General features: G+C 70.8%; 28 protein-coding genes. 10 read left to right on the top strand and 18 right to left on the bottom strand.

The window, feature by feature from the left end:
• The first annotated feature begins 144 nt into the window (after nt 1-144).
• Together ABZ370_RS21715 and ABZ370_RS21710 are read left to right on the top strand one after the other, a co-directional pair.
• A complete protein-coding gene (locus tag ABZ370_RS21715) occupies nt 145-1,044 on the top strand; it encodes a LysR family transcriptional regulator (RefSeq protein ID WP_358623264.1) in 900 nt (299 codons plus the stop codon).
• A 13-nt stretch (nt 1,045-1,057) separates the two neighbouring features.
• A complete protein-coding gene (locus ABZ370_RS21710; RefSeq protein ID WP_358623554.1) occupies nt 1,058-1,963 on the top strand; it encodes a serine hydrolase in 906 nt (301 codons plus the stop codon).
• Between the two features lie 40 nt (nt 1,964-2,003).
• Here the strand turns inward: ABZ370_RS21710 and ABZ370_RS21705 are convergent, their stop codons facing one another.
• Nucleotides 2,004-2,753 (bottom strand): SDR family oxidoreductase, encoded by a 750-nt coding sequence (locus tag ABZ370_RS21705; protein ID WP_358623261.1) that lies wholly within the window; start codon nt 2,751-2,753, stop codon nt 2,004-2,006.
• Nucleotides 2,754-2,952: 199 nt separating this feature from the next.
• Between ABZ370_RS21705 and ABZ370_RS21700 the strand changes: the two genes are divergently transcribed.
• Nucleotides 2,953-3,870, top strand: coding sequence for a virginiamycin B lyase (locus ABZ370_RS21700; RefSeq protein WP_358623258.1), 918 nt, complete (start codon nt 2,953-2,955; stop codon nt 3,868-3,870).
• Nucleotides 3,871-3,898: 28 nt separating this feature from the next.
• On the opposite strand, the gene ABZ370_RS21695 is transcribed toward ABZ370_RS21700, so the two are convergent.
• Together ABZ370_RS21695 and ABZ370_RS21690 are read right to left on the bottom strand one after the other, a co-directional pair.
• On the bottom strand, nt 3,899-4,912 hold the full coding sequence (locus ABZ370_RS21695) for an AraC family transcriptional regulator (protein WP_358623256.1): 1,014 nt from the start codon (nt 4,910-4,912) through the stop codon (nt 3,899-3,901).
• 76 nt (nt 4,913-4,988) lie between these two features.
• Complete coding sequence (locus tag ABZ370_RS21690) at nt 4,989-5,549, bottom strand: TetR/AcrR family transcriptional regulator (RefSeq protein ID WP_358623254.1); 561 nt, start codon at nt 5,547-5,549, stop codon at nt 4,989-4,991.
• 93 nt (nt 5,550-5,642) lie between these two features.
• Here ABZ370_RS21690 and ABZ370_RS21685 point away from each other — a divergent pair, with 93 nt between their 5' ends.
• Nucleotides 5,643-6,386 carry an SDR family oxidoreductase gene (locus ABZ370_RS21685; protein ID WP_358623252.1) on the top strand — a complete coding sequence of 248 codons (744 nt, stop codon included), beginning with the start codon at nt 5,643-5,645 and terminating at the stop codon, nt 6,384-6,386.
• A gap of 151 nt (nt 6,387-6,537) precedes the next feature.
• On the opposite strand, the gene ABZ370_RS21680 is transcribed toward ABZ370_RS21685, so the two are convergent.
• Nucleotides 6,538-7,698, bottom strand: a complete 1,161-nt coding sequence (locus ABZ370_RS21680; RefSeq protein ID WP_358623249.1) for a hypothetical protein — start codon at nt 7,696-7,698, stop codon at nt 6,538-6,540.
• Nucleotides 7,695-8,672, bottom strand: a complete 978-nt coding sequence (locus ABZ370_RS21675) for a 5-dehydro-4-deoxyglucarate dehydratase (protein WP_358623247.1) — start codon at nt 8,670-8,672, stop codon at nt 7,695-7,697. Before ABZ370_RS21675 ends, ABZ370_RS21680 begins: the two co-directional genes overlap by 4 nt.
• A 219-nt stretch (nt 8,673-8,891) precedes the next feature.
• Between ABZ370_RS21675 and ABZ370_RS21670 the strand changes: the two genes are divergently transcribed.
• From ABZ370_RS21670 to ABZ370_RS21660, 3 genes are all read left to right on the top strand, one after another.
• On the top strand, nt 8,892-9,710 hold the full coding sequence (locus ABZ370_RS21670) for an NAD(P)-dependent oxidoreductase (protein ID WP_358623244.1): 819 nt from the start codon (nt 8,892-8,894) through the stop codon (nt 9,708-9,710).
• 64 nt (nt 9,711-9,774) lie between these two features.
• Nucleotides 9,775-10,452 carry a HEAT repeat domain-containing protein gene (locus ABZ370_RS21665; RefSeq protein ID WP_358623242.1) on the top strand — a complete coding sequence of 226 codons (678 nt, stop codon included), beginning with the start codon at nt 9,775-9,777 and terminating at the stop codon, nt 10,450-10,452.
• 6 nt (nt 10,453-10,458) lie between these two features.
• Nucleotides 10,459-11,478: a MerR family transcriptional regulator gene (locus ABZ370_RS21660; RefSeq protein WP_358623239.1), complete on the top strand. Its 1,020-nt coding sequence runs from the start codon at nt 10,459-10,461 to the stop codon at nt 11,476-11,478.
• A gap of 45 nt (nt 11,479-11,523) precedes the next feature.
• Here the strand turns inward: ABZ370_RS21660 and ABZ370_RS21655 are convergent, their stop codons facing one another.
• The 7 genes from ABZ370_RS21655 to ABZ370_RS21625 form a co-directional block, all read right to left on the bottom strand.
• Entirely contained in the window at nt 11,524-12,747 is a 1,224-nt protein-coding gene (locus tag ABZ370_RS21655; RefSeq protein ID WP_358623552.1) for a cytochrome P450, read from the bottom strand.
• Nucleotides 12,748-12,922: 175 nt separating this feature from the next.
• Entirely contained in the window at nt 12,923-13,729 is an 807-nt protein-coding gene (locus ABZ370_RS21650) for a sugar phosphate isomerase/epimerase family protein (protein WP_358623237.1), read from the bottom strand.
• Nucleotides 13,730-13,732: 3 nt separating this feature from the next.
• A complete protein-coding gene (locus ABZ370_RS21645; RefSeq protein ID WP_358623234.1) occupies nt 13,733-14,623 on the bottom strand; it encodes a carbohydrate ABC transporter permease in 891 nt (296 codons plus the stop codon).
• Nucleotides 14,613-15,557: a sugar ABC transporter permease gene (locus ABZ370_RS21640; protein ID WP_358623231.1), complete on the bottom strand. Its 945-nt coding sequence runs from the start codon at nt 15,555-15,557 to the stop codon at nt 14,613-14,615. The genes ABZ370_RS21645 and ABZ370_RS21640 overlap by 11 nt, the downstream gene beginning before the upstream one ends.
• Before the next feature lie 23 nt (nt 15,558-15,580).
• Nucleotides 15,581-16,894, bottom strand: coding sequence for a sugar ABC transporter substrate-binding protein (locus ABZ370_RS21635; protein ID WP_358623229.1), 1,314 nt, complete (start codon nt 16,892-16,894; stop codon nt 15,581-15,583).
• A 62-nt stretch (nt 16,895-16,956) separates the two neighbouring features.
• Nucleotides 16,957-18,102, bottom strand: a complete 1,146-nt coding sequence (locus tag ABZ370_RS21630) for an enolase C-terminal domain-like protein (RefSeq protein WP_358623227.1) — start codon at nt 18,100-18,102, stop codon at nt 16,957-16,959.
• Nucleotides 18,103-18,122: 20 nt separating this feature from the next.
• Nucleotides 18,123-19,109 (bottom strand): hydroxyacid dehydrogenase, encoded by a 987-nt coding sequence (locus tag ABZ370_RS21625; RefSeq protein WP_358623224.1) that lies wholly within the window; start codon nt 19,107-19,109, stop codon nt 18,123-18,125.
• A gap of 105 nt (nt 19,110-19,214) precedes the next feature.
• Here ABZ370_RS21625 and ABZ370_RS21620 point away from each other — a divergent pair, with 105 nt between their 5' ends.
• Nucleotides 19,215-20,114 carry a LysR substrate-binding domain-containing protein gene (locus ABZ370_RS21620; protein WP_358623222.1) on the top strand — a complete coding sequence of 300 codons (900 nt, stop codon included), beginning with the start codon at nt 19,215-19,217 and terminating at the stop codon, nt 20,112-20,114.
• Nucleotides 20,115-20,132: 18 nt separating this feature from the next.
• Here the strand turns inward: ABZ370_RS21620 and ABZ370_RS21615 are convergent, their stop codons facing one another.
• A complete protein-coding gene (locus ABZ370_RS21615) occupies nt 20,133-20,735 on the bottom strand; it encodes a sugar O-acetyltransferase (RefSeq protein ID WP_358623220.1) in 603 nt (200 codons plus the stop codon).
• Between the two features lie 75 nt (nt 20,736-20,810).
• The gene (locus ABZ370_RS21610; protein ID WP_358623217.1) at nt 20,811-22,049 is read right to left on the bottom strand and encodes a Bcr/CflA family multidrug efflux MFS transporter; all 1,239 of its coding nucleotides are present in this window, start codon (nt 22,047-22,049) and stop codon (nt 20,811-20,813) included.
• Between the two features lie 103 nt (nt 22,050-22,152).
• On the opposite strand from ABZ370_RS21610, the gene ABZ370_RS21605 reads away from it, so the two are divergent.
• Nucleotides 22,153-22,656, top strand: a complete 504-nt coding sequence (locus ABZ370_RS21605; protein ID WP_358623214.1) for a MarR family transcriptional regulator — start codon at nt 22,153-22,155, stop codon at nt 22,654-22,656.
• A gap of 28 nt (nt 22,657-22,684) precedes the next feature.
• Here the strand turns inward: ABZ370_RS21605 and ABZ370_RS21600 are convergent, their stop codons facing one another.
• The gene (locus tag ABZ370_RS21600; protein WP_358623212.1) at nt 22,685-23,203 is read right to left on the bottom strand and encodes a CGNR zinc finger domain-containing protein; all 519 of its coding nucleotides are present in this window, start codon (nt 23,201-23,203) and stop codon (nt 22,685-22,687) included.
• Between the two features lie 112 nt (nt 23,204-23,315).
• Here ABZ370_RS21600 and ABZ370_RS21595 point away from each other — a divergent pair, with 112 nt between their 5' ends.
• Nucleotides 23,316-24,212, top strand: coding sequence for an alpha/beta hydrolase (locus ABZ370_RS21595; RefSeq protein WP_358623209.1), 897 nt, complete (start codon nt 23,316-23,318; stop codon nt 24,210-24,212).
• On the opposite strand, the gene ABZ370_RS21590 is transcribed toward ABZ370_RS21595, so the two are convergent.
• The 3 genes from ABZ370_RS21590 to ABZ370_RS21580 all read right to left on the bottom strand — a co-directional run bounded on the left by ABZ370_RS21590 (nt 24,209) and on the right by ABZ370_RS21580 (nt 26,602).
• The gene (locus ABZ370_RS21590) at nt 24,209-24,535 is read right to left on the bottom strand and encodes a hypothetical protein (protein WP_358623207.1); all 327 of its coding nucleotides are present in this window, start codon (nt 24,533-24,535) and stop codon (nt 24,209-24,211) included. The two genes, ABZ370_RS21595 and ABZ370_RS21590, sit on opposite strands and share 4 nt — an antisense overlap.
• A gap of 393 nt (nt 24,536-24,928) precedes the next feature.
• The gene (locus ABZ370_RS21585; RefSeq protein WP_358623204.1) at nt 24,929-25,924 is read right to left on the bottom strand and encodes a hypothetical protein; all 996 of its coding nucleotides are present in this window, start codon (nt 25,922-25,924) and stop codon (nt 24,929-24,931) included.
• Between the two features lie 111 nt (nt 25,925-26,035).
• Nucleotides 26,036-26,602, bottom strand: coding sequence for a helix-turn-helix domain-containing protein (locus ABZ370_RS21580; protein WP_358623201.1), 567 nt, complete (start codon nt 26,600-26,602; stop codon nt 26,036-26,038).
• Between the last annotated feature and the right edge of the window lie 69 nt (nt 26,603-26,671).

Genomic DNA, 26,671 nt, shown 5'->3' with positions numbered 1-26,671 from the left:
CAGGGCGGACCAGGGGAAGGGGCGGCACGGCCCCGTCCCGGGTGCGGGTCATGAGTGAGTGCGGGAACACCTTCACCGTCGGGCGGTCATGCGGTCCAATACGCTCACGCGCACCTTCATGCCGATCCGGCATGGCCGACTGGGATGGGCGACTGGCATAGAGTCCGGGGCGTGGATCTTGTCGGGGCATGCCGTGCGTTCGTCAGCGTGAGCGAGCACGGGAGTTTCACCGTGGGAGCGGCCGCCGCCCGGATGTCCCAGTCGGTGGCCAGCCGTCGCGTCGCCGCTCTGGAGGAACGCTTCGGCGAGCCGCTGTTCGAGCGCACGTCGCGGCGGGCCGTCCTCACCCCGTTCGGCCGGGACATGCTGCCGACGGCCAGGCAGCTCGTCCAGGCGGCGGATGTGCTGCTGCACGAGGCCGAAGCCGTCAAGCGCAAGCCGTGGCGGCTCGCGGTGCCGGGTATCTGCTCCACGGCCGGTCTGGCACGCCTGGTCGCCGAGGCCCGTGGGCTCGGCGTCACCCTGGATCTGCGGGTCGCGCCCCCGGCGCGGCGCCGGGAGCTCCTCCACGCCGAACAGGTGCGCGCGGCCCTGCTCACGGTGGTGCCGGACGACGCGGTGTGGTCGGTGCCGCTGGGGCTCGCCGGTGCCGCCGATCCCAGTGTGAAGCGCGTCTACCTGGAGACGCTGCGGGTCGGCCGGGCCTCCTCCGGCCCGGCCCGGCGCGTCTGGATTCAGCCGGAGGACGACGTGCCGCACGTCCGCGATCCGCTGACCCGGCTGCGCGACGCGGTCGGCCTGCGGCCCGCCCAGCTCGTCACCGCGACCGACCTGACCACGGCCGTGGCCGAGGCCCTCCGCACCCGCGACGTACTGCTGTGCTCGCCCGCACAGGCCGTGGAACTCGGCCTGCACTGGCGGCCCGTCGGCGAGCTGCCCCTCAGCCGGGGGTACGCGCTGGCCGCCGCGGAGGGCAGTCCCCAGCACATCGAAGCGCGCCTGGGCGCGGCCATAGCCCGCTGTCTGGGCAGCGAAAGCATCTGAACGGAAGCCGATGGTGAACACCGAAGCCCTGCTGCACGACATGCGGCGCCAGTTGCACGACGGCGGCCTGCGCGGCTGCGTCCTCGTACGGGACCTCCACACGGGAGAGGAACTAGGCATCGACCCGGACACCCAGCTGCCGTCGGCCTCGCTGGTCAAGGTCCCGCTCGCACTGGCGACGGCGGAACGCGTCCGGCGGGGCGAGCTGGACGGGGCGACGATGCTCGACGTCACCCCCGGCCGCATCACCACGCCCGGCCCCACCGGGCTGAGCCGATTCCGCCACCCGGCGCGGGTCGCGGTCGACGACCTGCTGTACCTGAGCACCTGCCTGAGCGACAGCACAGCCGCCGACGCGCTGTTCGCCCTGACCCCGCCCGCCCGGGTTGCCGACCTGCTGCACGAGCTGGGCCTACGCGACATCACCGTCCGGCACACGATGGGTGAGCTGTCCGACACCCCCGTCGAACGCTTCGACGCCGCCCAGGTCGACCTGGCCCACGCCCTCGCCATCGGTGCGGGCACGGGCGGCCGCGGACACCGGGTGCCGCAGCTCGACACGACCCGCGCCAACACGGGCAGCGCGCGCTCGTACGTCGACCTGCTCCAGGCGCTGTGGACCACCCCGTCGAAGGTCCACCCCGAAGTGGCGGAACGGGTGCGCTCTCTGATGGCCCACAATGTCCTCCGTCACCGCCTGGCCCCGGACTTCAGCTCGGACGCCACGAGGTGGTCCTCGAAGACCGGCACCCTGCTGAACCTCCGCCACGAGGTGGGCGTCGTCGAACACGCCGACGGCCAGTCCTTCGCCATCGCGGTCCTGACGGAATCCGAGGTCCCGGCCTCCGTCCAACCGGGAGCCGAAGCCGTGATGTCCCAGGTGGCCCGCACCCTACGCGACCACCTCCGGCAGTTGTAGCCGCCGCGATTCGAGTGCGGGCGAGTGGCCGGGGCGTGCGTCAGATCTGGTTCTCGCCTCCGTCGACGTACAGGTTGGCGCCGAGGATGAAGCTGCTCTGATCGGAGGCGAGGAACGCCACCAGCGCGGCGACTTCCTCCGGGCGCCCCATCCGGCCCATCGCAATACTCGCGGCGAGGTTCACCTTGGCATCGGCCGCGTTCTCCTCGCCGAAGACGGTCGTGATTCCGGGGGTGTCGATCGGGCCCGGCGAGATGGCGTTGACCCGGATGCCACGGCCCTTGAGTTCGTTGGCCCAGGTCCGCGCGTAGGACCGGACGGCGGCCTTGGACGCCGCGTACGCGCCGAACGCCTCCGTGCCGTTGTCGGCGGCGGTGGAAGCGTTGAGGATCACCGAGGCGCCGTCGTTGAGCAGGGGGAGCGCCTTCTGCACGGTGAACAGCGTGCCCCGCACGTTGACCCCGAAGGTCTGGTCGAAGTGCTCCTCGGTGGTCTGCTCCAGGGTCACGAGCGAGAAGGTCGCCGCGTTCGCGAAGACCACGTCCAGCCCCCGGCCCCGGGCGCGGACCGCGTCGTAGAGCCGGTCCAGGTCGGCCGGGTTCGCGATGTCACCCGCCACCGCGGTGGCCCCGGCCGAGCCGATCGTCTCGACAGCCACGTCCAGCTCGGCCTTCCGCCTGCCGGTGATGAACACGTGCGCGCCCTCGGCTGCCAGCCGTACGGCGCTGGCCAGACCGATCCCGGTGCCGCCGCCGGTGACGACGGCGGTCTTGCCCTCAAGCTGTCCCATGCGAATGACCTCCACAAAATTCAGTACCGATCGGTACTGAATAACACCGTAGCACCTTACGAACCGATCGGCACAGAAGGGTACGGTTGACCGCATGGAGAACTGGCCACACGCCTGACGGCGCCGAGGACCGCGCTGCGGCATCGGGCAGGAACTCTCGTTGATCCCCATCCCCGCACGATCCTTGCAAGGAGTTGCCGTGCACCATTCCGAAGCCCCGGACATGCGGGAGATCTCCGTGGCGGACAAGGCGGCCGGGCCTTACGGCATTGCGGCCGGTCCCGACGGCGCCCTGTGGCTCACCTTTGTGCACAGTGGTCGCATCGCGCGCCTCACCCCCGACGGGGAGGTCGAGGAATACCCCCTGGACTCGCCTTCGTGTCGTCCCATGGTCATCACCGCCGGGCCCGACGGGGCACTGTGGTTCACCCGGTTCCAGGACCACCGGATCGGCCGCATCACCACCGGCGGTGACATCGAATCCTTTCCCATACCGACGCCCGACAGCGGACCCTTCGGCATCACCAACGGCCCGGACGGCGCGCTGTGGTTCACGGAGATGAACACCGACCGTATCGGCCGCATCACCAGTGAGGGGGAGATCACCGAGTTCGGCCTTCCCGTTGCGGGCGCCTTCCCCTCGGCGATCACCGCAGGCCCCGATGGAGCCCTGTGGTTCACCCTCAACCAGGCGAACGCGATCGGCCGCATCACTGTGTACGGCGACATCGCCCTTCATCCCCTTCCCACTCCAGGTGCCGCGCCCGTGGGCATCGCCAGTGACGGCGCGGCCGTGTGGTTCGTCGAGATCGCAGCGGGCCAGATCGGCAGGATCTCGATGGACGGCGGGATCAAGGAGTTCCCGCTCCCCGACCGCACGGCGAAACCTCACGCGATTGTCGCGGCCGCCACCGGGGACTGCTGGTTCACCGAGTGGGGAGGCAATCGCATCGGCCGCATCACCACGAGCGGCGAGATCGCCGAGATCACCGAGTACGACCTGCCGTCGCCGTCATCCGAACCGCATGGCATCACCCTGGGGCCCGACGGAGCCCTCTGGGCAGCCCTTGAGACGGGAGGCATCGCGCGGCTCGGCTGCCCGCGACCACCGCCCTGAACGCCTGCGTCTCCTGCGGCAGTCGGCGTCAGCGCGCGGTGTCCGAATTCTTGACGGAGAGTCCACTCGGTCCGGGCATCCATAGGGCGCGGTAGTCCTTGGGCGGGACGCCGTAGGCCGTGTGGAAGGCGCGGGTGAAGTTGGCGGCGCTGGTGAAGCCCCAGCGGGTGGCGATGGCGTGGATCGGGACGGTTCGCAGGGCGGGGTGGGAGAGGTCGTTGCGGGCGTGTTCCAGGCGCTGCTCGCGAATCCAGGCGGTGACCGTGGCGTCTTGGCCCCGGAAGAGGCGGTGCAGGTAGCTGCGGGAGATGGAGTGGGCGGCGGCGATCGCGCCGGGAGTGAGGTCGGGGTCGTTCAGATGCCGCTGGATGAATGCCTGGATGCGTGCGGTCAGGGCCTGTCGGTGGGTTTCGGGCGAGAGAGCGCGGCCGGCGTCCAGTTCGTGGGCGAGCAGTGCGGCCAGCAGGTCGGCCACGGCTCTGCCGATCCGGGGTCCGTCGGCTTTCCGGTAGGTGTTCGCGTCCGCGGCGATGCGGCCGACCGTGTGCGCGAGCAGAGCGCCCATGCCCTCGCGGGCGGAGATGCGGCAGTGGGCCAGCGCGCCCACCCGGTGCGAGGGGAAAGGCATCAGCGCCTTCGGTAACACGATCGCCGTCCCGTGGTAAGCGCTGTGGCCGGGGGCGGCGGTCATGCGATTGGTTCGGGGGATCGAGGTGTCCTGGATGACCACGTCGTGCGGGGTGTGGCTGCTCTCGTGGTCGGACCAGATGACGTCCAGCGTCCCGCTGTGCGGAAACACCACCTGGTACAGCTCCGGATCGCATCGCCGGACCATGCTCGGCGGCCGGTGCCAGCGCATCGGCGGCATGCGCAAGCTGATCAGCTGGACCGGGCCCAGGGACAGGGCGCGCGCGGACACCTGGAGTGCGGCGGTGTCGTCGACGGAGACGCCCACCGGCACCAGCGGGGAATCGTGCCGGCGCCAACCGTCGAAGCGGTCCGCCGGGCCCAGGTCTTCGCTTCTGTGCGCGGTCTCGTACAAGGCTCTCCTCCGCTCTCCGCCCCTGTCACCAGTGAGCCAGAGACACATCATCAGCCGATGAACGCGCCGGTGTTGCTCACCGGTCCGGGTCCCGTCGGCGGAGGCCGTCGAGGATGACGCTCATCAGCGGCCGCGCCGTCGACTCCCACTCGTCCCGGTCCAGTCGGCTGAGGTAGGCGATGAGCAGAAGGACTCCGTGGGCGTCCACATCCGTGCGGAGGGAACCGGCCGCCTTCCCGGCGTCCAGCAGCTGAGCGAGGGCGCCTTCGATGGGGTTACGGCTGTGGGCGACGAGGTCCTGCCACGCCGCCGGTTCGAGCGCCGCCAGGACGCCGCGCTTGATCTCGGCGTAGTCGATCACCCGGTCGAGCCAGTGCCGCAGGGCCTCCACGGGCTCGTGTTCCGCCAGCAGCGCGGAGGCCGCGGTCACGAGTTCCTCGACATCGCGACGGTAGACCTCGGCGAGAAGCGCCTCCCGGTTGGGGAAGTTCCGGTAGAGCGTCCCCTGCCCCACACCGGCGCGCTTGGCGATCTCGTTGAGGCGGACGTCGCTGGACTCGGCGAGGGCCGCGCGGGCGGCCTCCACGATGCGGGTCCGGTTCTGCGCCGCGTCCGGGCGGCGTGCTGGCGCGCTCATGAGTCTCTCCTGATGCTCCGCTCCACAAATGGACACGTGTCCGCTAGGGTGAAACACGTGACGGACACGTGTCCACTTTACTTGGAGGCAGTCATGCTCTCTCTTCACGGCAAGATCGTCGCCATCACCGGAGCGAGCGGCGGCATCGGCGAGGCCACGGCCCGCCTGCTCGCCCAGCGCGGCGCCACGGTCGTCCTCGCGGCGCGCCGCGCCGAGCGGATCGACGCCATAGCGCGGGACATCAGGGAGGAGGGAGGCCGCGCCGCCACGTGCGTCGTGGACGTCACCCAGGCCGGGGACCTGCGGCGCCTGGTCTCCGGCGCCGTCGAGCAGTACGGCCGCATGGACGTACTGGTGAACAACGCCGGGATCGCCCCGATCAGCCCGCTGGCCGACCTCGACACCGAGGGCTGGACGGCCATGATCGACGTCAACCTCCGCGGCATGCTCAACTGCGTGGCCGCCGCGCTGCCCGTCTTCCGCGAGCAGGGGTCGGGCCACCTGGTGAGCATCGTCTCCATGGCGGGCCTGCACGCCGTGTCCCCGTCGATGGCCGTCTACGCCGCGACCAAGAACGCGGTGCGCACCATCCATGACGGGTTGCGTACGGAGTCCACCGACGGGGTGGTGCGTACGACGGCCATTTCGCCGGGATACGTCAGCACCGATCTCGCCGACTCCATGACGGACCCGCACATCCGCGAGCTGACGCGCAAGAACATGGACGCGATGGGCATCCCCCCGGCGGCCATCGCCCGCGCGGTGGCCTTCGCCATCGAGCAACCCGGCGACGTAGAGATCGGCGAGATCAACGTCCGCCCCACGGTCCAGGCATGACAAGGCCCCAGCCCTTCGTCACACCCCCGCAGCCCCTCTCTCCGACCCACCCCCTCGAACGCCTCGCGCCAGAGGCGGAGATGCCCCACCACCCAGCCCCTCCGGCGATTGAGGAGCGGGGGTGCGGGGGCGGAGCCCCCGTGGGGCAAGGTCACCCCAGCTGGGCCAGCGCCTTCCGCACCTCCGCCAAATCCCCATCCGACGCCAACCCCGCGTGGTACAGCCGAATCTCATCCGCGCCCAGCTCAACCGCGTGCCCCGCATCCCGCACGAGCGTGCCCGGACTGCCCCCCATCCCCGCCACCACCGTGAAGTTCGCGGCGAGCACGGTCCCCTCCCGCCGGTGCGGAACGAACGGCGGGAGCACGGCAGCACGCGCCGCCGAGCCACCCGTACACGGCAGCACCACCCCATCCGCATGCCCCAGCACATCCGCCGGATCGACGCCCACATTGGCGCCCACCCCCCGCCGCCACGGCACCGCGTGCAGCAGCACCTGGAAACCGGGCCCGGGCGCCGCAGCCCGCACCGCCGCCACCGCGTCCCGCTGCAGCCCGCTCGCCACCCCGTCCCGCCACAAAGCGAAAACCTCCGCCACATCCGCACCCAGCACCCCAGGGCCGCCACCGGCCCACACCGGCTCCAACGCCCGCCGCACGGCCCCCCGCAGCTCGTCCACAGACGCGCCCAGCCCCTCGTACCCCGCACCACAGCACTCGCAGAAGCACAGCGACATCAGGTACTGCGCCTCCTCCCCCAACCCCACTCCGCCGATCTTGTCGTGGGCGTGGAGATGGGCGAGCCCGTACCAACCGCATGACTCCAGCTCGACCCCGGAAGCCCCCGGCCGGACCGCCGCCTCCGCCGCCAGGTCGACCAGATACTCGCGCACCTCGGGCCGCCCGATACACGGCGCCCACGGATAGCGGTCCCCATACACATTCCGCACGGACGTCCCCGGATGCTCATCCCCCAGCCGCGAGTTATGGGCCAGCACGACCCACGCGTGCACCTCCAGCCCAGCCCCCGCCAAAGCGTCCGCGGCCTCCCCGAAAGGATCGGAACCGGCCACCCACGTTTGCTCGAACGGCCGCAGCGCCCGCCCGGCCCATCGCTCCGCGTCCGGCGGATACAGCGCCGCCGCGTGCCGCGCCGTCACGATGCGGTGCCGCGGATGCCGAGGCGTCAGGGCGCGCGTCGAGTGATACGCGGAGGCCAGCGTGGTCTGCCGTACCCCCAGGTCGGCGATGCGGGCCGCCGCGTCCGGGTCCCCCACCACATCCCACGGGTACACAAAGGCGGAGGCCTTCACCGGGCACCGCCCTCGCCCACCAGCTCCATGCCCCGCTCGATCAGTTCGGCGAGTTCCTTCACATGCGCCGCGCTCGGCTCGCTCAGCGGCGGCCGCACCTCGCCGACGTCCAGCCCGCGCATCCGCACGCCCGCCTTCACCAGGGATACGGCGTATCCGCGCCCCTGGTTGCGCAGTTCGACGAGCGGCCGGAAAAAGCCGTCCAGCAGCCGGTTGACGACCTCGTCGTCCCCCGCCATCAACGCCCGGTGGAACGCGAGCGCGACCTCCGGCACGAAGCAGAAGACGGCGGACGAGTAGAGAGTCACCCCGATGGCCCGGTAGGCGAGCCCGGTCAGCTCGGCGGTGGGCAGTCCGTTGAAGTAACGGAACCCCTTGTCCGCACCCGCCTCCCGCACCGCGCTCACGGTCCGCTGCATCAGATCCAGATCGCCGAGCCCGTCCTTCAGCCCGATGATGCCCGGCACCCGCGCCAGCCGGACCACGGTCTCCGGCGCGAAGACGGCGTTGTCGCGCTGGTAGACGATGAGCTCCAAGTCGGTGGCCCCGGCCAGCGCGGTGTAGTGCCGGACCAGCCCGTCCTGATCCGCCACCACCAGATACGGCGGCATGGCGAGCAGCCCGTCCGCCCCCGCCCGCTCCGCGAGCCCGGCGTACCGCACGGCCAGCGCCGTCCCGTATCCGGCGCCCGCGACGACCGGCACCCGCACCCCACCGGCGGCCTCGACCGCCGCGGCCTCTTCCACCGCCACGGTGACGCAGTCGTGGAACTCCTCGGGGGTCAGCGCGTGGAACTCACCGGTACCGCAGCAGGCGAAGACGGCTCCCGCGCCCGCCTCGATGCCACGGCGCACATGCGTGCGGTACACCTCAAGGTCGAGGGTGCCATCGGGCCCATAGGCGGTCACGGGGAAGAACAGCAGTCCGTCAAGGCGCTCGGCGAGTGATGCCGAGGTCGAGGGGGCTGTGGTCACGGGCTCTCCCTGTCACGTGCCGAGTCGCGTGCACGTCTATGATCGGCATCTATATTTATGAACGCGGATACCGTATGGCAGCCCTCGCGTACCGGTCAAGGGGCGGCGCGCGCATCGATCACCCTTGACGCCCTCCCCCGTAATCCCTACGTTGTCCATGCATCTGAACAAGATGCACATATGCGCCCAGCCCCGCATTCGTCCGGAGGAGATCCGCCCATGTCCGCGCCCGCTCCCCGCACCATCCTCCTCACCGGCGCCGCCGGCGGCATGGGCACCCTGATGCGCGAGCTGCTGCCCGCGTACGGCTACGAGCTGCGCCTGTTCGACGTCATTCCCATCCCCGACGCCCCGGACGCGATCATCGCCGATCTCGCCGACGAGGACGCGCTGCGCCGGGCCGTGGAGGGCGTCGACGCGATCATCCACCTCGCGGGCATCTCCCTGGAAGCCTCGTTCGAGAAGATCCTCGGCGCCAACATCCAGGGCACGTACAACCTCTACGAGGCGGCCCGCGCGGCGGGCGTCCGCCGGATCGTCTTCGCCTCCAGCAACCACGCGGTGGGCTTCACCCCCCGCCCGGCCGACGACGACGCCCCGCTGATCCCGATCGACACACCGCGCCGCCCGGACACCTACTACGGCATCTCCAAGTCCTTCGGCGAGGATCTGGGTTCGTACTACTGGGACAAGTACGGGATCGAGTCCGTCGCCATCCGCATCGGTTCCTGCTTCCCCGAGCCGACGAACGTCCGGATGCTGTCGATCTGGATGAGCCCGGCGGACGGCGCCCGCCTCCTGCACGCCGCGCTCACCGCCGAGGACGTCGGCTACACCGTCGTGTACGGCAGCTCGGCCAACACCCGCCTGTGGTGGGACCTGTCCTCCGCCCGCGCGCTGGGCTACGAACCGCAGGACGACTCGGAGCCGTACGCCGCCAAGCTCATCGCCGCGCAGGGCGAGCTGGAGCCCGGCAACCCCGACCACGCCAATCTGGGCGGCGCGTTCTGCACCAACCCCCCGATCTGGCCGCGCTGACCCGCGGCGTGTTCTCGTTCAACTCGCTTGACCTTGACATGGTGACAAGGTCTTCACTGTGGCCATGCAGAAAGAGCAGCAGAAAGAGGACGCGAACACGGCGCGAGCCGTCCGGGGGCTGGAGCACAGCGACTCGTCGATCCGGCTGCGGGTGGCGTTGGCGATGGGCACGTCTCCTGACTCCCGGTACGTCGACAAGCTCATCGAACGATGCGCGATCGAGCCCGAGTTCCTGGTGCGCGAGATGCTGACGTGGGCAATCACCCGCCACTCAGGTGCGATGACGGTCCCCCGGCTCATCGATGAACTCCGCCCGGAGCGTGCGCCGCAGGCGCGCAGCCAGGCGTTGCACACGCTGTCCAAGATCGGGGACCGGCAGGCGTGGCCCGCGATCACCCGGGCGCTGCTGGCCGACACCGACGACGAGGTGGCGCGGACCGCCTGGCGAGCGGCGGTCGCGCTCGTGCCCGAGGGGGAGGAACCCGAGCTGGCCGGAGCGCTGGCGACCCAGCTCGGGCGCGGCGAGCGGGAGATTCAAATGAGCCTCAGCCGGGCGCTGATCGCGCTCGGTGAGACGGTCATGCCGACCTTGCGCGCCGCGACGGAGGGTTCCTCCTTCCGCGTACGCGTGCACGCGGTCGCCACGGAACGGCTGTCGCGCGACCCGGAGGCCGGATTCGAACGCGCGATCGAGGAGGCGAAGCGCACCGTAGCCCTCGGCGCGACCGGCCAGGGGGAGTGACAGGCAGTGTTGATCGGTGAGGTGGCACGACGGTCCGGGGTCAGCGCCCGCATGCTCAGGCATTACGACGCGCTCGGCCTGGTGCGGGCGACGGGCCGTACCGAGGGCGGCTACCGGGAGTACTCCGGCGAGGACATCCGGCGGATCTTCCACATCGAGAGCCTGCGGTCGCTGGGGCTGTCGCTGCGTGAGGTCGGGCGGGCGCTGGACGACCCCGGCTTCGCCCCCTCCGAGCTGGTCGACGGCCTCATCCGCCGGACGCGGGAACGCATCGCGGACGAGACGGAGCTGCTCACCCGGCTCCGCCGGATCGGTGCCGCGGAACCCGCCGGCTGGGAGGACGTCCTCCAGACCGTCGCGCTCCTCCAGGCGTTGGGGTCGAAGAGCGCCGGAACGCGCCAAAGCGCGGCGTTGTCCTCCATGTCCTCCGCGTCCTCGGTCGAAGAGGCTCCGGTGCCGGTGGAAGCGCTGGTCGAGGCAGCGCTGAGCGAGACGGACACGAACGTCGCCGGAGCCCTCCGATGGGCTCTGGCGCACGGGGGCGGTGCCGGATTGGCGCTGCTGGCGGAGGGTCTCGACTCACCGGTGGCCGGGGTACGCAAGCGTGCCGTCCAGGCGCTCGCCGAGTTTCCGGACGGTGAGGCGACCGCGGTGCTGCGGGACGCCCTCGCGAACCCCGACAGCGTGGTCCGCGGGTATGCGGCTCTGGCGCTGGGGCCACGGGGAGCGGCGGACGCGGTCCCGATCCTCATCGACATGATCGTCGGGGGGACGAACGACACCGACGCGGCCGACGCCCTGGGCGCCCTGGCGAGTGATCCCGCGCTGGCGGACCAGATCGCCACCAGGCTCCTCGACCGCCTCGCCCACCACCCGGTCGAGGCCGCGCGTCGACGGCTGACGCAGGCGCTCGCGGACGTCCCCGGAGTCATGACGTCACGCGCCCTCGCGGAGCTGTCCCATGACGAGGACCGCGCCGTCGCACTCACCGCGACCTACCTCCTCGGACTGCGCGAGGCGCGATGACGGACGCCGCGGGCTCCGGACGCCGTGGCGCCGCCCAGGAGGCCATCACCGGACGGCCGTGATCGTGGCGGGCATCGGGCCCTCGGGCCGGACGGTGAAGCCGAAGGCGGGCGGGGGCGCGGGGTCCTGGAACGAGGGCGTGAAGGCGGGCAGCAGGTACCCCAGCAGCGCGACGATCTCGCGCATCGCGAACTGCGCCCCCAGACAGGCCCTGGCCCCGAGGCCGAAGGGGTAGTACGCACCATGCCGGGCGGAGCCCCGGCCGTCGTCCGCGAACCGCGACGGGTCGAACCGCTCGGGCTCGGGCCACACCGCCGGGTCGCGGTGGGTGAGATAAGGACAGACGAAGATGTCGGTGCCCGCCTCGACGCGATACCCGGCGAGGGTGTCGTCCTCGGTCGCGTGGCGCGGCATCAGCCACGCCACCGGATACAGCCGCAGGGTCTCGGAGACGAGGGCCCGCAGGGCGCTCTCGCGCCCGGGCGAGCCCTCGGGGCCCGCGTCCAGGGCCCATCGGCGGGCTTCGGGGTGCTGGTCGAGCAGCAGGTACAGCCAGGCCAGCGTGGTGGCCGTGGTCTCGTGCCCGGCGGTCAGCAGCGTGACCAGCTCGTCGCGGATGAGCTGGTCGGTGTATTCGGGGCGGGTCTCCCCCGCGTCCACCAGGACGCGCAGCAGGCCGGGGCCGTCCGGTCCCGCCTCGCCCCGGCGGGCGGCCGCGATGGCGTGGTGGGCGACGGCGTCGATCCGTGCGAGGTCCGCCGCCACGGTGGCGCGCAGCGCGGCCAGGTCGGCCGATGCGGAGGGGGTCGCCGGAAGGGCGGTCCCCACCGCCTCGACGGCGGCCAGTTCGCGGTTGGTGTCCGCGTCGAGGGGGTGGCCGGTGAGGGAGCGCCAGATGGTGTCGAGGGCGAAGAAGCGCAGGTCGTCGCGGACGTCGGTCGGGGTGCCGGTACGGGCGGCGGCGGCCCAGCGGTCGGCGGCGCGCCGCGCGGCGGCGTCGATGCGCTGCTCGTACCGCCGGATGCCCGCGCCCGTGAACTGGGCCTGCAGCAGGCGGCGTTGCCGCTTCCAGGGCTCCCCTGCGGCCGAGAGCACCCCGTCCCCGACCAGCACCCGCGCCCGGTGGGAGCGCTTGACGTAGCGGTCGGGGTGCAGGGCGAGGACGTGCCGCACCGCGTCCGGATCGGTGACCAGCACCGTGGGGCGCGGGCCGAGGGGGACGGCGCTGACCCCGCCGAGTGCGCGCGCCTGGGTCAGCAGGTCGACCACCGCGCCGGAGGTGGCCTTCCACCGCCCGACGGCGGCCGGATCGAGTAACGGGACGGGGACGCCCTGCGGGACTGTGGTGGCCAACGCGCTCTCCTGCTCGCTCGATGGACGCTCGGAACGCTCGGTACGCTCGGAACAACGAGGCTGGGAACAGCCACCCGTACGGTACGCCGAGTCAGGCGCCACGCGCCGCCGCGAGGTCCGCCTTCAACCGCTCTTCGACCGGGACGCCCGGGTCGGAGTACTGGCCCGACAGGCAGACGGGCCCCGCGTACCCCAGCTCCGCCAACTGCCCCAGCGCGGCCGACCAGTTGGCGAGCCCCTCCGCTCCCGGTACGAACCACGGCTTCCAGTTCCCGCCGACCGAGCCCCCACCCGAGCCGCTCCCCGCGTCGGTCGCCACATACGTCGCGTTCTTCAGGTTGACGATCCCCAGCCGCCCCGCCACCAGCGGCAGCGTCACCCGCGGGTCGTCGCCCGCCAGGGCGTCGTGGGCGGCGTCCCACACCACCCGGAAGTGCTCCACCGGCAGCCCGTCGAGCAGGTCCATCACCCCGAGCGCCGACGAGACGAAGCGCCCGTGGTGCGGCTGCACCCCGACCCGTACGCCGTACCGCTCCGCGAGCGGCGCGGCGGCTTCGAGGCGCTGCCGTACGCGGCGTACGGAGGCGGCGTAACCGTCGGGGCCGAGTTCGGCCATGACGCGGATCATCGGCACGCCCGCCGCACCGCAGGCCGCGAAGACGGGCTCGTCGAGGTCGCTGGCGACGCTGATCACCTCGACGCCCTCGGCCCGCAGCTGTGCGGCGAACGCGGGCAGCAGCCGTTCGGCGACGGCCGGGGTGACGTGGGCGGTGTCCCGGACCGGGACCTCGGCGCCGGAGAAGCCGAGCCCCGCGACGAGCTTGCCCAGCTCCTCACCGGGCAGCCGGGACCAGGGCTTGGTGAAGACGGACCACAGGACGGAAGACAGGAATGTCATGGGTCAGCGGCCTCCCAGTCCGCTCATGGTGATGCCGCGTACGAACCAGCGCTGGGTGAGGAAGAAGATCACGATCAGCGGCACGGTGGTGATGGTGGCCGCCATCAGCAGCAGGTTCCACTGGGTGCCGTTGGCGGACTGGAACACCTGGAGGCCGACCGACGCCGTCCTCGTGGCGTCGCTGTTGGAGATGACCAGCGGCCAGAGCAGGTTGTTCCACTGGGTGATGAACTTGAAGACGGCCAGCGTGGCGATCGCCGGGACGGCCAGCGGAATGATCACGCGGGTGAACGTCTGCCACCGGTTCGCCCCGTCGAGCCGCGCCGCCTCCTCGTAGTCCCGGGGGATGCTGAGGAAGAACTGCCGGAGCAGGAAGACCCCGAGCGCGGTGAAGGCGTGCGGCAGGATCATCCCCGCCCAGGTGTCGACGCCGTGCGCCTTGGCCACCAGGATGAACTGCGGGATCAGCGTGACCTGCGTCGGGATCATCAACGTGGCGAGGTAGACGCCGAAGAGCACGCTGCGGCCGGGGAATCTGAGCCGGGCGAAGGCGTACGCGGCGAGCGCGGCCGTGACCGTCTCCAGGAGCGTCGTCCCGCCCGCGAAGATGACGGTGTTGACCAGATAGCCGCCGAGCGGGACCAGTTCGAAAGCGCGGCTGATGTTCTCGAAGTGCCAGGTGCCGGGCCAGAACGACGGCTGCGCGGCCATCGACTCACTGTCGGACTGGAACGCGACGAGCACCATCATCACGATGGGCGTGAGCGTGACCGCGGTGACCAGGAAGCAGGTGAAGACCAGCAGCTTGCGGCTCGCGGCGGGGGAACGGCGGAGGGCCGCGAGAGCTGGGGCGCCAGCCGTCCTGGCACCAGTTGTCACAGCGTCAGTTGTCATAGTGGACCAGCCTCCGCTGGAGCAGGAACTGCGTCCCCGTGATCACCGCGATGAACGCGAACAGCACGATCGACTGGGCGGCCGCGTAGCCCTGCTCGTAGTTCAGGAATCCCGTTTGGTAGATGTACATCACGAGCGTGGTGGTGTGGACGCCCGGCCCGCCGTTCGTCATGACCAGCGCCTGGTCGAAGACCTGGAACGAGCTGATGACCGACGTGACGACGACGAAGAACATCGCCGGGGAGAGCAGCGGCAGCGTCACGCCGCGGAAGCTGCGCCACGGTGAGGCGCCGTCGACCCGCGCGGCCTCGTAGAGCTGCTGCGGGATGGCCTGGAGCCCGGCGAGGAAGATCACCATGCCGAAGCCGAAGCTCTTCCAGACGCTCATCGCGACGAGGGCGGGCATCGCCCAGGTGTCCGAGACCAGCCAGGCCGGTCCGTCGATGCCGAAGGCGCCGAGGAGGGAGTTGATCAGGCCGCCGTGGGGGATGTAGAGCCAGATCCAGACGAAGGCCACGGCGACGGAGATGGTGGCGTAGGGCAGCAGCAACAGGGAGCGGAAGACCGCGACGCGCTTGAGCCCCTGGTTGAGCAGAAGCGCGAGCACCAGGCTGACCAGCAGCGTCAGCGGCACGGAGACGAACGTGAAGTAGACGGTGTTGACGAGCGCCGACCAGAACGTCGGATCGGGGCCGAGCCGGGCGAAGTTGTGCAGGCCCACGAAGCTGGGCGGGCTGAACAAGTTCCAGTCGAGCAGCGAGATCACACCCGCCGCGACGACGGGCCCGGCGGTGAAGATCAGGAACGGGATCAGGCTGGGCAGCAGGAACAGCCAGGCGGCCAGCGTCTCCGAGCCGCGCGACCGGCCGCGCGGCGTGGGTGGCCTCGGTCTCGGCGGGGCGCCAGGTGCGGCGGTGTGAACCTCGACGGCCATGATGATCCTCCCTGGGATGACGTTCAGGCGTTCTCGGTGGCCTGCCGTACGGCGTCCTTGTGCTGCCGCATCAGGACGTCCAGCTGTGGGGTGAGCCCGCGCAGCACGCCCGGGACCGTCACCTCGCCGAGGAACGCCCGCGGCAGGTCCTGGGCCAGCAGCTGTTTGACCCGGTTCCAGTTGGTGGTGACGTTGTACGGGTGACCGCCGCCGACCTTGCCCGCCAGGATCTGCTGGACGATGCCGAGGTTGGCGGGCGGCGGCTCGAAGGCGCTGCCCGCCGAGTACCGCGCCGGGTTGTTGCGCCCGGCGCGTGCGTAGATGTCCAGGGCTCCGGTGCTGGTCAGGGTCTTCAGCAGCCGCCACGCCACGTCCAGATCGGCGCCTTCGACGCCCGACGGAATGGCGAAGCTGGAGCCCGAGACGCGCGGGGTGCTGCCCGCGGGCCCGGCCGGGAAGGGCACGATGTCCCAATCGAACTTCGCGTCCCGGACGTTGAGCACCTGCCACGGCCCGTTCTGCATGAAAGCGACGTTGCCCTGGAGGAAGTTGGCGAGGGCGTCCTCGGTGACGAGGTTGCTGATGGGCGGGGTGACGCGGTCCTTGACGAACAGATCGACGAGGAAGTTGATGCCGTCCAGCGATTCGGGGCTGTCCAGGGCGGAGGCGTCCTGCCTCTTGTTCATGACGTTGCCGCCCGCGCTGTAGATCCACGAGATCAGGTCGTCCATCAGCGGCGCGCAGGTGAACCCGTACTGCCCCTTGGGCCTGCTCAGCTCGATGGCCAGCTCCCGGAAGGCCGCCCACGTCATGGGTTCGGTGCGGGACGGGGGTGCGATTCCGGCCTTGTCGAGCAGCGTCCTGTTGTAATAGAGCACGGCCGGGGCCACGTCGAAGCCGATGGCGTACGTCTTGCCCGCGAAGGACGAGATGGACCGGCTGGCGGGGTAGAAGTCGTCCGAGTCGAAGTCGGGGTCCTGCGCGATCAGGTCGTCCAGCGCCCGGTGTGAGCCGCGCGCGGCGTAGGTGGGGATCATCCAGCCGTTCAGCGCGGTGACCAGGCTGGCCGTCCCGCTGACGAGTTGGAGGTCCAGCTTGGGGGCGTACCCGTCCGACGGGGTGAGCGAGGAGACCGATCTGACGCGCATGGTCTTCTCGACGTAGCGGCCGAAGTCGTCCCAGACCTTCAGCTCTTCGGGGCTGCTGGACCACATGGACCAGGTGGCGGTGCCCGGCGGCGGGCCGGACGAGCAGCCGGTCAGGGCGCCGGTGGCGGCGAGCCCTCCGGCGGCGGCCAGCTTGAGGAGAGATCGGCGGGAAGAGCTGAAGGAAGACATCGTCGTCTCCTCGCTGGGTCGACCGGCTGGGTCAACTCGCTGGGTCAACTGCGCTCGGACAGTCAGGCGAAGGCCAGGTCCAGGGACTCGGCGCGAATCCGCTCCTCGTCCACCTCGACACCGAGCCCGGGGCCGGTGGGAACGGTGGCGGTGGCGGAGATGATCTCCAGTTTGTCTACATAGAGATCTGACAGGAGTTCCGGCCCGTTCAGCTCGGCGGGCAGGGCCAGCTCCAGCTGGCTGAAGAGGTGCAGGGCCGCCGCGAAGCCGATACCGCAGTCGGTCAGCCCGCTGGCGAGCAGTTCCAGACCGCCCGCCTGGGCGACATGGGCGCTCTTGAGGGCGTTGCGGATGCCGCCCGCCTTGCAGATCTTGATGACGACGAGATCGGCGGCGTCGAGCCGCATCGCCCGCGCCACGTCCTGGGCGGTGAAGCTGCCCTCGTCGATGGCCACCGGCAGGTCGATCATGCCGCGCAGCCGGTGCAGGGCGAGGGTGTCCGTGCTGGGTACGGGCTGCTCGACGCAGGCGATGCCGGGTACGTCGCGTACGGCGTCCAGCAGCCGCTTCAGCGCGGCGGGCCGGTACGACTGGTTGGCGTCGAGCCACAGCGGCTTGCCCGCCGCGACCTCCGCGACGGCACCCACGGCGGCGGTGTCGGCGGCGAGGTCCCCGCCGATCTTCACCTTGTACGCGGAGTAGTCCGACGACAGACGCGCGTGCTCGCGCACGGCGGACGGCTCCCCCACACCGATGGCCGAGCAGAGCGGGATCTCGTCCCGCGACTTGCCGCCCAGCAGCGCGTGGACCGGCAGCCCGGCCAGCTTGCCCGCCGCGTCGTGCAGGGCGATGTCCACGGCGGCCCGCGCGAACGGGAAGCCGTTGGAGACGGCCGGGCTGAGCCGCCGGTTCGCCCGCGCGTGGAACAACTCGACGTCGAAGGGGGTGAGTTCGAGCAGGATCGGGGCGAGGTGCCGCTTGATGACCACGGCCATCGTCTCGGCCGTCTCATAGCTCCAGCTCGGCAGGGCCCGCTGCTCACCCCAGCCGACGATGCCGTCCTCGGTGGTGAGCCGTACGAAGATCACCGAGCCTGCCTGGTCCGGCGCCGCCTGGTCCGGTGTGCCGACGGCTCCGCTGCCGAGCACGAACCGCCGGGCGAAGGGGACGGCCACGGGAAAGACCTCGACCGCCGTGATACGCGACATGTGCACTCCTCCGGGCAGGCTCAGGCGGCCGTCGGCCACGCGGCGGGATCGACGAAACCGGGCCCGCGGACGCCCTTGTCGAGCCAGTCGGCGACATCGGCGAGCACATATCCGGCGAGCGCCAGATGTCCGTCCACGGTGTCCCCCGCGATATGCGGGGAGAGCAGCAGGTCCGGGCAGCCCAGTACGGCGGCGTCGAGCACGGGCGGTTCGGGGTCGAAGACGTCCAGCGCGGCGAGCAGCCTGCCCGCGAGGACGTGTTCCAGCAGCGCGGTCTGGTCGATGGCCGGGCCGCGCGAGGAGTTGACGACGACGGTGTGGTCCGGCATCCGCTCGATGAGCGCCCGGCTCACCAGCCCGCGCGTCTCCGGCAGATCGGGCACATGGAGCGAGACGAACGGACAGCGCAGCGTCTCCTCGAGACCGGCCGTCCGCACCCCGAGCGCGGCGGCCCGCTCCTCGCCCAGGTACGGGTCGTACACCACCACGTCACACCCGAACGGCTTGAGCAGTGTGATCAGGGCGCGCGCGGTGGAGCTGGCGCCGAGGACGCCCACCGGGCGGCCCGCGAGTTCGCCGCCCCGGAACCCCGTCTGCTTCCAGCCCCCGCCGCGCACGGCCGCGTCGAACCGGGGCAACCGGCGGGCCAGGGTGAGCATCGCGGCGAGGCAGTATTCGCCCACCGACCAGGCGATGCGGCCCGCGCCGGAGAAGACCGCGACGCCCTGGTCGAGGACCTCCCGGTCGATGAGCTTCTTCACCGATCCGGCCGCGTGGGCGACCACTCTGGGCCCGCGCCCCTCCGCCCAGATCGAGGCGTCCAGACGCGGGGTGCCCCAGCTGGTCAGCAGGACGTCGCAGTCGGCGGCGAGCGCCGCCACGGTCTCGGCGGTGAGCCGGTCCCCGGCCCAGGTCGCTTCGTAACGGGTCTCGATCAGGCGCCGGGCGTCGGGACCGCAGACGTCGGCGGCGCGTTGAGGGGTCATGGCGACAGCGATTCTGGACAACCTGGCTCCTCGGAGACGGACGGCTGTGCGCTGGTGGTCCTGACGGTAGGACGTGGCGTTATGCGCGTCCAAGCCCGATTTCGCATGGCGCGATACCTTGACGGCATGGACCTTTCGCTGCAACAGCTGCGCGGCTTCGTCGCCGTGGCGGAGGAACAGCACTTCGGACGGGCCGCCCAGCGGCTCAATATGACCCAGCCCCCGCTGACCCGGCAGATCCAGGCCCTGGAACGCTCCCTCGACGTCGCCCTCTTCGAGCGCACCGGCCGCGGCGCCCGCATCACCGCCGCGGGGCAGGTGCTCCTCGAACACTGCCGACGGGTCCTGGCCCTGCTCGACGCCGCGCCGGTCGCCACCCGCCACGCCGCCGAGGGCCACACCGGGACCCTGCGCCTCGGCTTCACCGCGATCGGCGCCTACGCGATCCTCGCCGACGTCCTCGACCTGGTGAAACGCCGCATCCCGAACGTCGCGGTCGAACTGTCGGAGCTGGTCAGCCCGGAGCAGTTCACCGCCCTCGGCGACCTGCGGATCGACCTCGGACTCGTCCGCCCGCCGATCCCCGAGGGCTACGCGTCCGTCCTGATCCACTCGGAGGACCTGGTCCTCGCGGTCCCCGCCGCCCACGCCCTGGCCGAGGGCACCGTGCCCGTCCTCCTCTCGGAGGTGACCAACAACTACATCGGCTACAGCCCCGAGGGCTCGCGCTATCTGCACGACATCTGCGCCGCCATGATCGGCGTCGACCGCTACGCCGTCAGCCAGCTGACCTCCCAGGTGCCGACGATGCTCGCCCTGGTCCGGGCGGGCCTGGGGTGCGCGCTGGTGCCGCGTTCGATCATGACCATGGGCGTGCACGGCGTCCGCTACCGCGAACTGGCGCCCGCCGACGCCCACTCCGTCACCCTCCACGCCTGCTGGAGCCCCGACAGCCCCAATCCGGCCCTCCACCGCCTGACCGACACCCTCACCCGCGACCGCCTGCCCGTCGTCGCGTCGGCGTGATCAGCGGCGTACGAGCGCCTAGGGCCTGTCGGTACGCGTGGTGAGATCTTCGTCCGTGATGGGGCGGAGGACACGGCACGGAGTTCCGACCGCGACGCTCATGGGGGGAATGTCGCGGCTGACGACGCTGCCGGCGCCGATGACCGATCCGTATCCGATACGGACGCCCGGGAGGACGACGACGTTGCTGCCGATCCACACCTTGTCCTCGATCACGATCGGTTCCGAGAACCGCCCGTAGTCCACGCGTCGCGAGGGATGCACCGGGTGTCCCGTCGTGGTCAGTGTCACGCTGGGTGCGATCATGACACCGTTGCCTATGCGGATGTCCACGTCATCGACGAACGTGAGGTTCACGTTTCCGAAGAAGTCGTCGCCGATGTGGACCTTGCTTCCGAACCCGGCGTGGAACGGCGGCAGCAGCACCGTGCGTTCTCCGACTGATCCGAAGATCGCGACGAGCAGCGATCGAAGCTTTTCCGTTTCACCCGGTGGCGTGTGGTTGTACTCGAAGATCTGCTCCGTGCGGCGTTGAGGGGCCTGGAAGGCTGCTTCCGGCTCGGTATAGACAAGCCCCTTGCCGATCCGGGCCAGGACTTCTTCCTCATGAGCTTGCGACACAGCGGAACACTCCGTTCGTCAAACGCCTCTGGCGCAGGCGCCACACGCTCCCCATCGACCGCACGCGTCCAGAGCCTACGTGGCGTCTCGCCGTACGGGCCACAGGTGCACGACGACCGCCCCCGCCGCGCAGGCGGCGATGACCAGGGCCATCGGCAGCGCCGCCCCGTTGGCGCCGAGGCCGGTCAGGGGCGCGGCGACGCCGCCCAGTGCGTACTGGAGCAGGCCCAACAGGGCGGACGCGGTTCCGGCCATCTCGGGGTGTCCGGACATCGACAGCGCCGTGGAGTTCGGCATGATCAGGCCGATGCTGGAGACCAGCGCGAACAGCGAGACGAGCACGGCGGCCACGCCGAAATCGGCGAGTACGGACAGCAGCAGCGCGCCGCCGCCCGCCGCGCTCAGCGCGATCCCGGCGCGGAGCAGCGAGGACGGTGAACGGCGGCGCAGCAGCCGGGCGTTGCCCTGGCCGAGCAGCACGATGCCCGCCGCGTTGGACGCGAAGACGACGCTGAACTGCTGCGGGTCCAGGCCGTATGTCTTCTGCAGCACGAAGGACGACGCCGAGATGTACGCGAACATCGCGGCCAGCGCGAACCCGCCAGCGAAGGCGGGCCGCAGAAAGTCCGGGTCGCGCAGCAGCGTGCCGAAGCTGCGGACCGTCTGCCCGAGCCCGCCCCGGCGCCGCCGCGCGGGTGGCAGGGTCTCCCCCACGACGATCACGGTGGCCGCGAGCAGCACAGCGCCGATGGCCGCGAGGACGAGGAAGACGCCGCGCCACGACGTGAAGCGCAGCAACTGGCCGCCGATGACCGGGGCGAGGATCGGCGCCAGGCCGTTGACCAGCATCAGCAGGGAGAAGAAGCGGGCGGCGGCGGTGCCCTCGTAGAGGTCGCGGACGATAGCCCGGCTGATGACGATCCCCGCCGCGCCCGCGATCCCCTGGACGGCCCGCAGCCCGGTCAGGGCGGTGACGTTCGGCGCGAAGGCGCACAGCACGGACGCCGCGAGGTACCCGGCGAGGCCGATGAGGAGCGGCACCCGCCGCCCCCAGCGGTCGCTGAGCGGTCCGGCGATCAGCTGTCCGACGGCGAGGCCGATCAGGCAGCTGGTCAGGGTCAGCTGGACGCCCGCGTCCGGTACGGCGAAGTCGCGCGCGAGAGCGGGCAGCGCGGGCAGGTACATGTCCAGCGACAGCGGACCGAACGCCGACAGCGCCCCCAGCACGATGAGCAGCCGCAGCGCACGGGGCGGGCGCGGGGGCGTCGGCGCGGGTTCGGTCGATACGGGTGACGACGAGGCGGCGGTGTCCATGAGCGGCAGCGTACAGAAATAGCTGACTGCTCAGCAATCAACTAGTCAGTGATTTACCCAGCACTAGACTTCCCCCAAGATCCACGCGGGAAGGCGGGCACAGATGGGCGCCGAGTCACCGAAGCGCACCGCCGCGGCGGCGGCCGGTGGGCCGCTTGTCCGCGAGTTCGGCCTGCTGCTGCGGGCGGCGACCCACATCGAGCAGCGCATCAACGCCGCCATGCGGGCGGAGGTGGGCATCGGCCACGTCATGTTCGAGGTGCTGATCCACCTGTGCCGGGACCCCGACGAACAGGTCTCCCAGCGCGCCCTGGCCCAGAACCTCGTACTGACCAGCGGCGGGGTCACGCGGCTGATCGACCGCATGGAGGAGGCGGGCCTCGTCCGCCGTGTTCCGTCCCCCGACGACCGCCGGGTCACGCTGGTCGAGGCGACCGAGGAGGGCGAGAAGACGTTCCTGCACGCGGTCGACGTCCACGCCCGCATCGTGGACCGCTACTTCGTCGCCCCGGTCACCGCCGACGACCGCCGCCGCCTCACCACGTCCCTCGACCAGATCATCACGGCACTGCGCGACGATGGCACGCCGGGCACACCGGAGGGCTGACCGGGCAGCCCGGCCACCCGGCCGCGGGTCACGGAGTCTCCCGGGTCCGGGCCTGGTGGCGGCGGGCCTTGAGGCGGTTTCCGCAGGTCTTCATCGAGCACCAGCGCGCGGTGTTGGCACGGCTGCGGTCCAATAGGAACAGGCGGCATTCGCGGTTCTCGCACGGCCGGAGACGGCCGGGCATGCGCTCCTTGACGTCCGCCCACGCGAGCACGAGTTCCACGGCGAGCCTGCGCTCCGGCTCCATCTCCACGTGCCACTCGATACCCGACACGCCGGGCTGCGGAACCTTGCGAACACCCGCGAGGACCCGCCGCAGTCCAGACTCCCCCGGCTCACCCGACTCCACCACCTGGAGCGCGTCCCGGGCGGCGCGCAGCCACCGGCGCTCCGCATCAGCGAGCCCGTCACCGAGACCGCCGCCGGAACCCCCGTGCTCCCGCGCCCACCGGTCCACCTCGGCGTCGTCGCGCCACAGGTCCTGGCGTCGGCCGTCCACCACAGGGGTGCTGTTCAGCGCCCACATCAGGGCTTGGTCGTCCAGCACGGCACGGACCCCACCTTCCCAACTAACTACATCAAGGCGTTTGACAGGTTACTCCAGCAGCGCTCTACTGGACACGAGAGATAACCATTAAAAGACCTCGAAGGGGTTAGTCATGGTTGAGATCCGCCATCACCACGCGACCGTGCGGGGACACCGCGTCTTCTACCGCGAGGCAGGACCCCGCGAGGCGCCCACGCTCGTGCTGCTGCATGGATTCCCCACCAGCTCACGGATGTTCCGCCACCTCATCCCGGCGCTGGCCGACCGGTTCCACGTCATCGCCCCCGACCACCTCGGCTTCGGCAACTCCGACACCCCGCCCGTGGACGCGTTCACCTACACCTTCGACGCCCTGACCGACGTCACCGAAGCCCTGCTGACCCAGCTCGGCGTCACCCGCTACGCGGTCTACGTCCAGGACTACGGCGCGCCCATCGGCTGGCGGCTGGCCCTGCGCTCCCGGCACGCGATCACCGCCGTGATCACACAGAACGGCAACGCCTACGACGACGGCTTCGTACCGGAATTCTGGAAGCCGGTATGGGCGTACGCCGAGAACCCGGGCCCCGAGACCGAGCCCGCCGTCCGGGCCGCCCTCTCGCTCGACGCCATCCGCTGGCAGTACCTGCACGGCGTGGACCGGCCCGAGCTGGTCGACCCCGACACCTGGGCCGCCGACCACCGCGAGGTCAACCGGCCGGGCAACGACCTCGTCCAGCTCGCCCTGTTCCGCGACTACGCCACCAATCCGCCCCTCTACCCCCAGGTGCAGGCCTACTTCCGGGAGCGTCAGGTTCCGCTCCTCGCGGTCTGGGGCGCGGGCGACGAGATCTTCGGCCCGGACGGAGCACGCGCCTTCGCCAGGGACCTGCCGGACGCGGAGATCCACCTGATCCCCGGCGGCGGACACTTCCTGCTCGAAAGCCACCTGGACACCGTGGCCGGGTACATGCGCGGGTTCCTGACCCTCACCGAATCATCGGCGCACGCCCGCCACGGCAGAAGCTAGCGCTCTACGCGCTTCAGGCCGCGCACAGCCGGGATTGCCAGCAGCAGGGCGCAAGCCACGAACGCCATGGACGCGGACACGCACAGCAGCGGCACCGTCCCCGCGACGACCGCGAGTGGCCCCGCCACCGCCTGCCCCACCGGCTTCATCACCAGCGAGCCGGCCGCGTCGTACGCGTGCACCCTGCCGAGGACGTCCTGCGGGATGTGCGTTTGCACGCTCGTGTGGAACATGACGATCCAGAACGCCATGCCCACGCCGCTCACCCCGTAGCACCCGGCGATGAGCGGCGCGGGAAGACCGAGAGCGACCCCTAACGGCATGAGCGCCCACAACATCATGGAAACTCACCGGCAGCAGGCCGGCCAGCGACGGGCCGATCACGGCGGCGACGGACTCCGAGATGCGGAGGGTGCCGTTCGCCTTCTGCACGTCCCGGGCTATGCGCGGGGTGATGCTGGCGACTCCCGGGCGCCCCGTACCCCGCCCGGGTCACGGCGGCCGTGATCGCGACGGGGAGCATCGCGTCACCCAGCAGAGAGGTGGTGCGGGCGCGCGTTTCAAGACACACCCACAGCCCGCGCCTAGGCAGTCTCGTTCGGATCAGCCGGTCGTTGCTTCGGGTGTGCCGTTGACTGATGCGCAATGGGCGCGGAACCAGCCGTTGCTCCCGGGCCGGGCACGGAAGAGGAGCGGTCGCAGGCGCGCCGTCAGTGTCAGGCCTTCGCGTTGACGTTGGCCGACAAGCGGTTCGTCATGTCCTTGTAGGCCGGGTTCGCCTGGTCGTTGCTCTCGTCGTGCATGCGCAGCAGGTACGTGTACATCGCCGCCACGCACTTGTCCCTGCTGGTGTACGGGGCGTCGTCGGCGAGGCGGAGGTCCTGGGTGATCTCGTGGATCTTGCCGTCGGGCGTGGTGTACAGCGGGTGCCAGACCAACTCGACGTTCGGGTTGAGCTTCTGGAGCTTGCGCAGCTGCGGGATCTCCTGTTTGACCAGCACGCTCGTGGGGTCGTACGCGCGCATGAACACGTGCACCGGGCCGGTTGCGTGGTTGACGTAGGCGACGGAAAGCGCGTTCCACAGCTTGCCCTGCAGCCGCCAGTCGGAGTGCAGCTCCAGCTGGTCCACCACCGCGCCCAGCGGGCTGAACTCCAGCGGTGTGTGGCCCTTGGACTTGGCGTACTTGCTGGTGTCGAAGCCGCCGGACCACAGGGCCATCGAGCCCTGTCCGATCTTCAGTTTGTGACCGAGGAAGGCAACCAGCTCCTTGAACCAGGTGTTGGACGCGCGTACTTTGCCGGCGGCCTGCTTGCTGAGCGAAGGATCGGCGGACTGCTGGTTCAGGTCACTCTGCTCGCGCAGGCCGCCGAGGATGAGCTGCCAGGCCGTCTCCGTCTCGGCCTCGGTGCACTGGGCCGTCTGCATCAGGCTCTGGAACACTGGCCATTCCGGATGCTGTTCGGCCTTGTCCGCGTAGTGCTCCGTCGGCGCGTTCGCCGAGGGTTTGCGGCGCTGGACCGGCGCGGCGGCGCCGACGGCAAGAGCGCGGGTGACAGCAGCGTTACCGGCGGTGTGCTGCCGCGCGGTGACCGCCGCGGCGGTCAGCCCGCCCTTGTCGGCCGGGGGCGAGGTCTGTGCGGGCAACTTGGGCTCGCAGGACGGCGCGGTGCGGTGCGGCGTGGCGTGTGTGTGCGGTGCGCGGTCATGCATGTGTGCCCTTGCCCCTCGGTTCTCGAGAGGCCCAGAGTAGTGCGGCGATTCGGCTGTGGGTAAGCGCCGTCGGGGCACGAATGTCTGCACGACTGTCTGCCCGCAGGACGGTTAGCCCGACTGTTCAGTGACCGCAGTCGTCAGAATCGCGCCCGCGACCACACCGAAGAGGCGCTCGGCGCGCGGCGCGAGCGCGGGCTGATCGTGGAGCCACGCGAGCGACCCGGCCAGCGCGAACAGGTCGGTGCCGTCGATGTCGGTCCGCGCCACGCCCTCGGCCTGAGCGCGGACGAGCAGCCGCGTACCGGCCGCGCGCATGCCGACGCACGACGCGTGGAGCGCGGAGTCGGCGTCCGCGATGGCGGACGCCATCAGCTCCACCACACCCCGGTACTCATGCGCGCAGGCGACGAAGTCACGCAGCCACGACACCAGCGCCTCGCCCGGCGAGCCGGACGTTTCGAGTTCGCCCGCGCTCACCGCCAGGGCGTCGAAGCTCGTGCGGAGCAGGGCTTCGAGCAGCGCCTCGCGCGTCGGGAAGTGACGCAACAGCGTGGCGAGCCCCACCCCGGCCCTGCGTGCGATGTCGCGCAGCGACGCGTCGACACCCTGCTCGGTGATGACGTCGCCCGCGACCGCGAGCAGGTGGTCGTAGTTCTTCCTGGCGTCAGCCCGCATCTGCCCCTCTTGACCATCCGGATCACTGATCCATATTATCCGTACCAGTGATCCGGATATCTGGACCAC

The organism is Streptomyces sp. NPDC005962, from assembly GCF_040629205.1.
Lineage (GTDB): Bacteria > Actinomycetota > Actinomycetes > Streptomycetales > Streptomycetaceae > Streptomyces.
The sequence above is the reverse complement of the archived record's forward strand: the minus strand, read 5'-3'. Positions and strand labels throughout refer to the sequence as shown.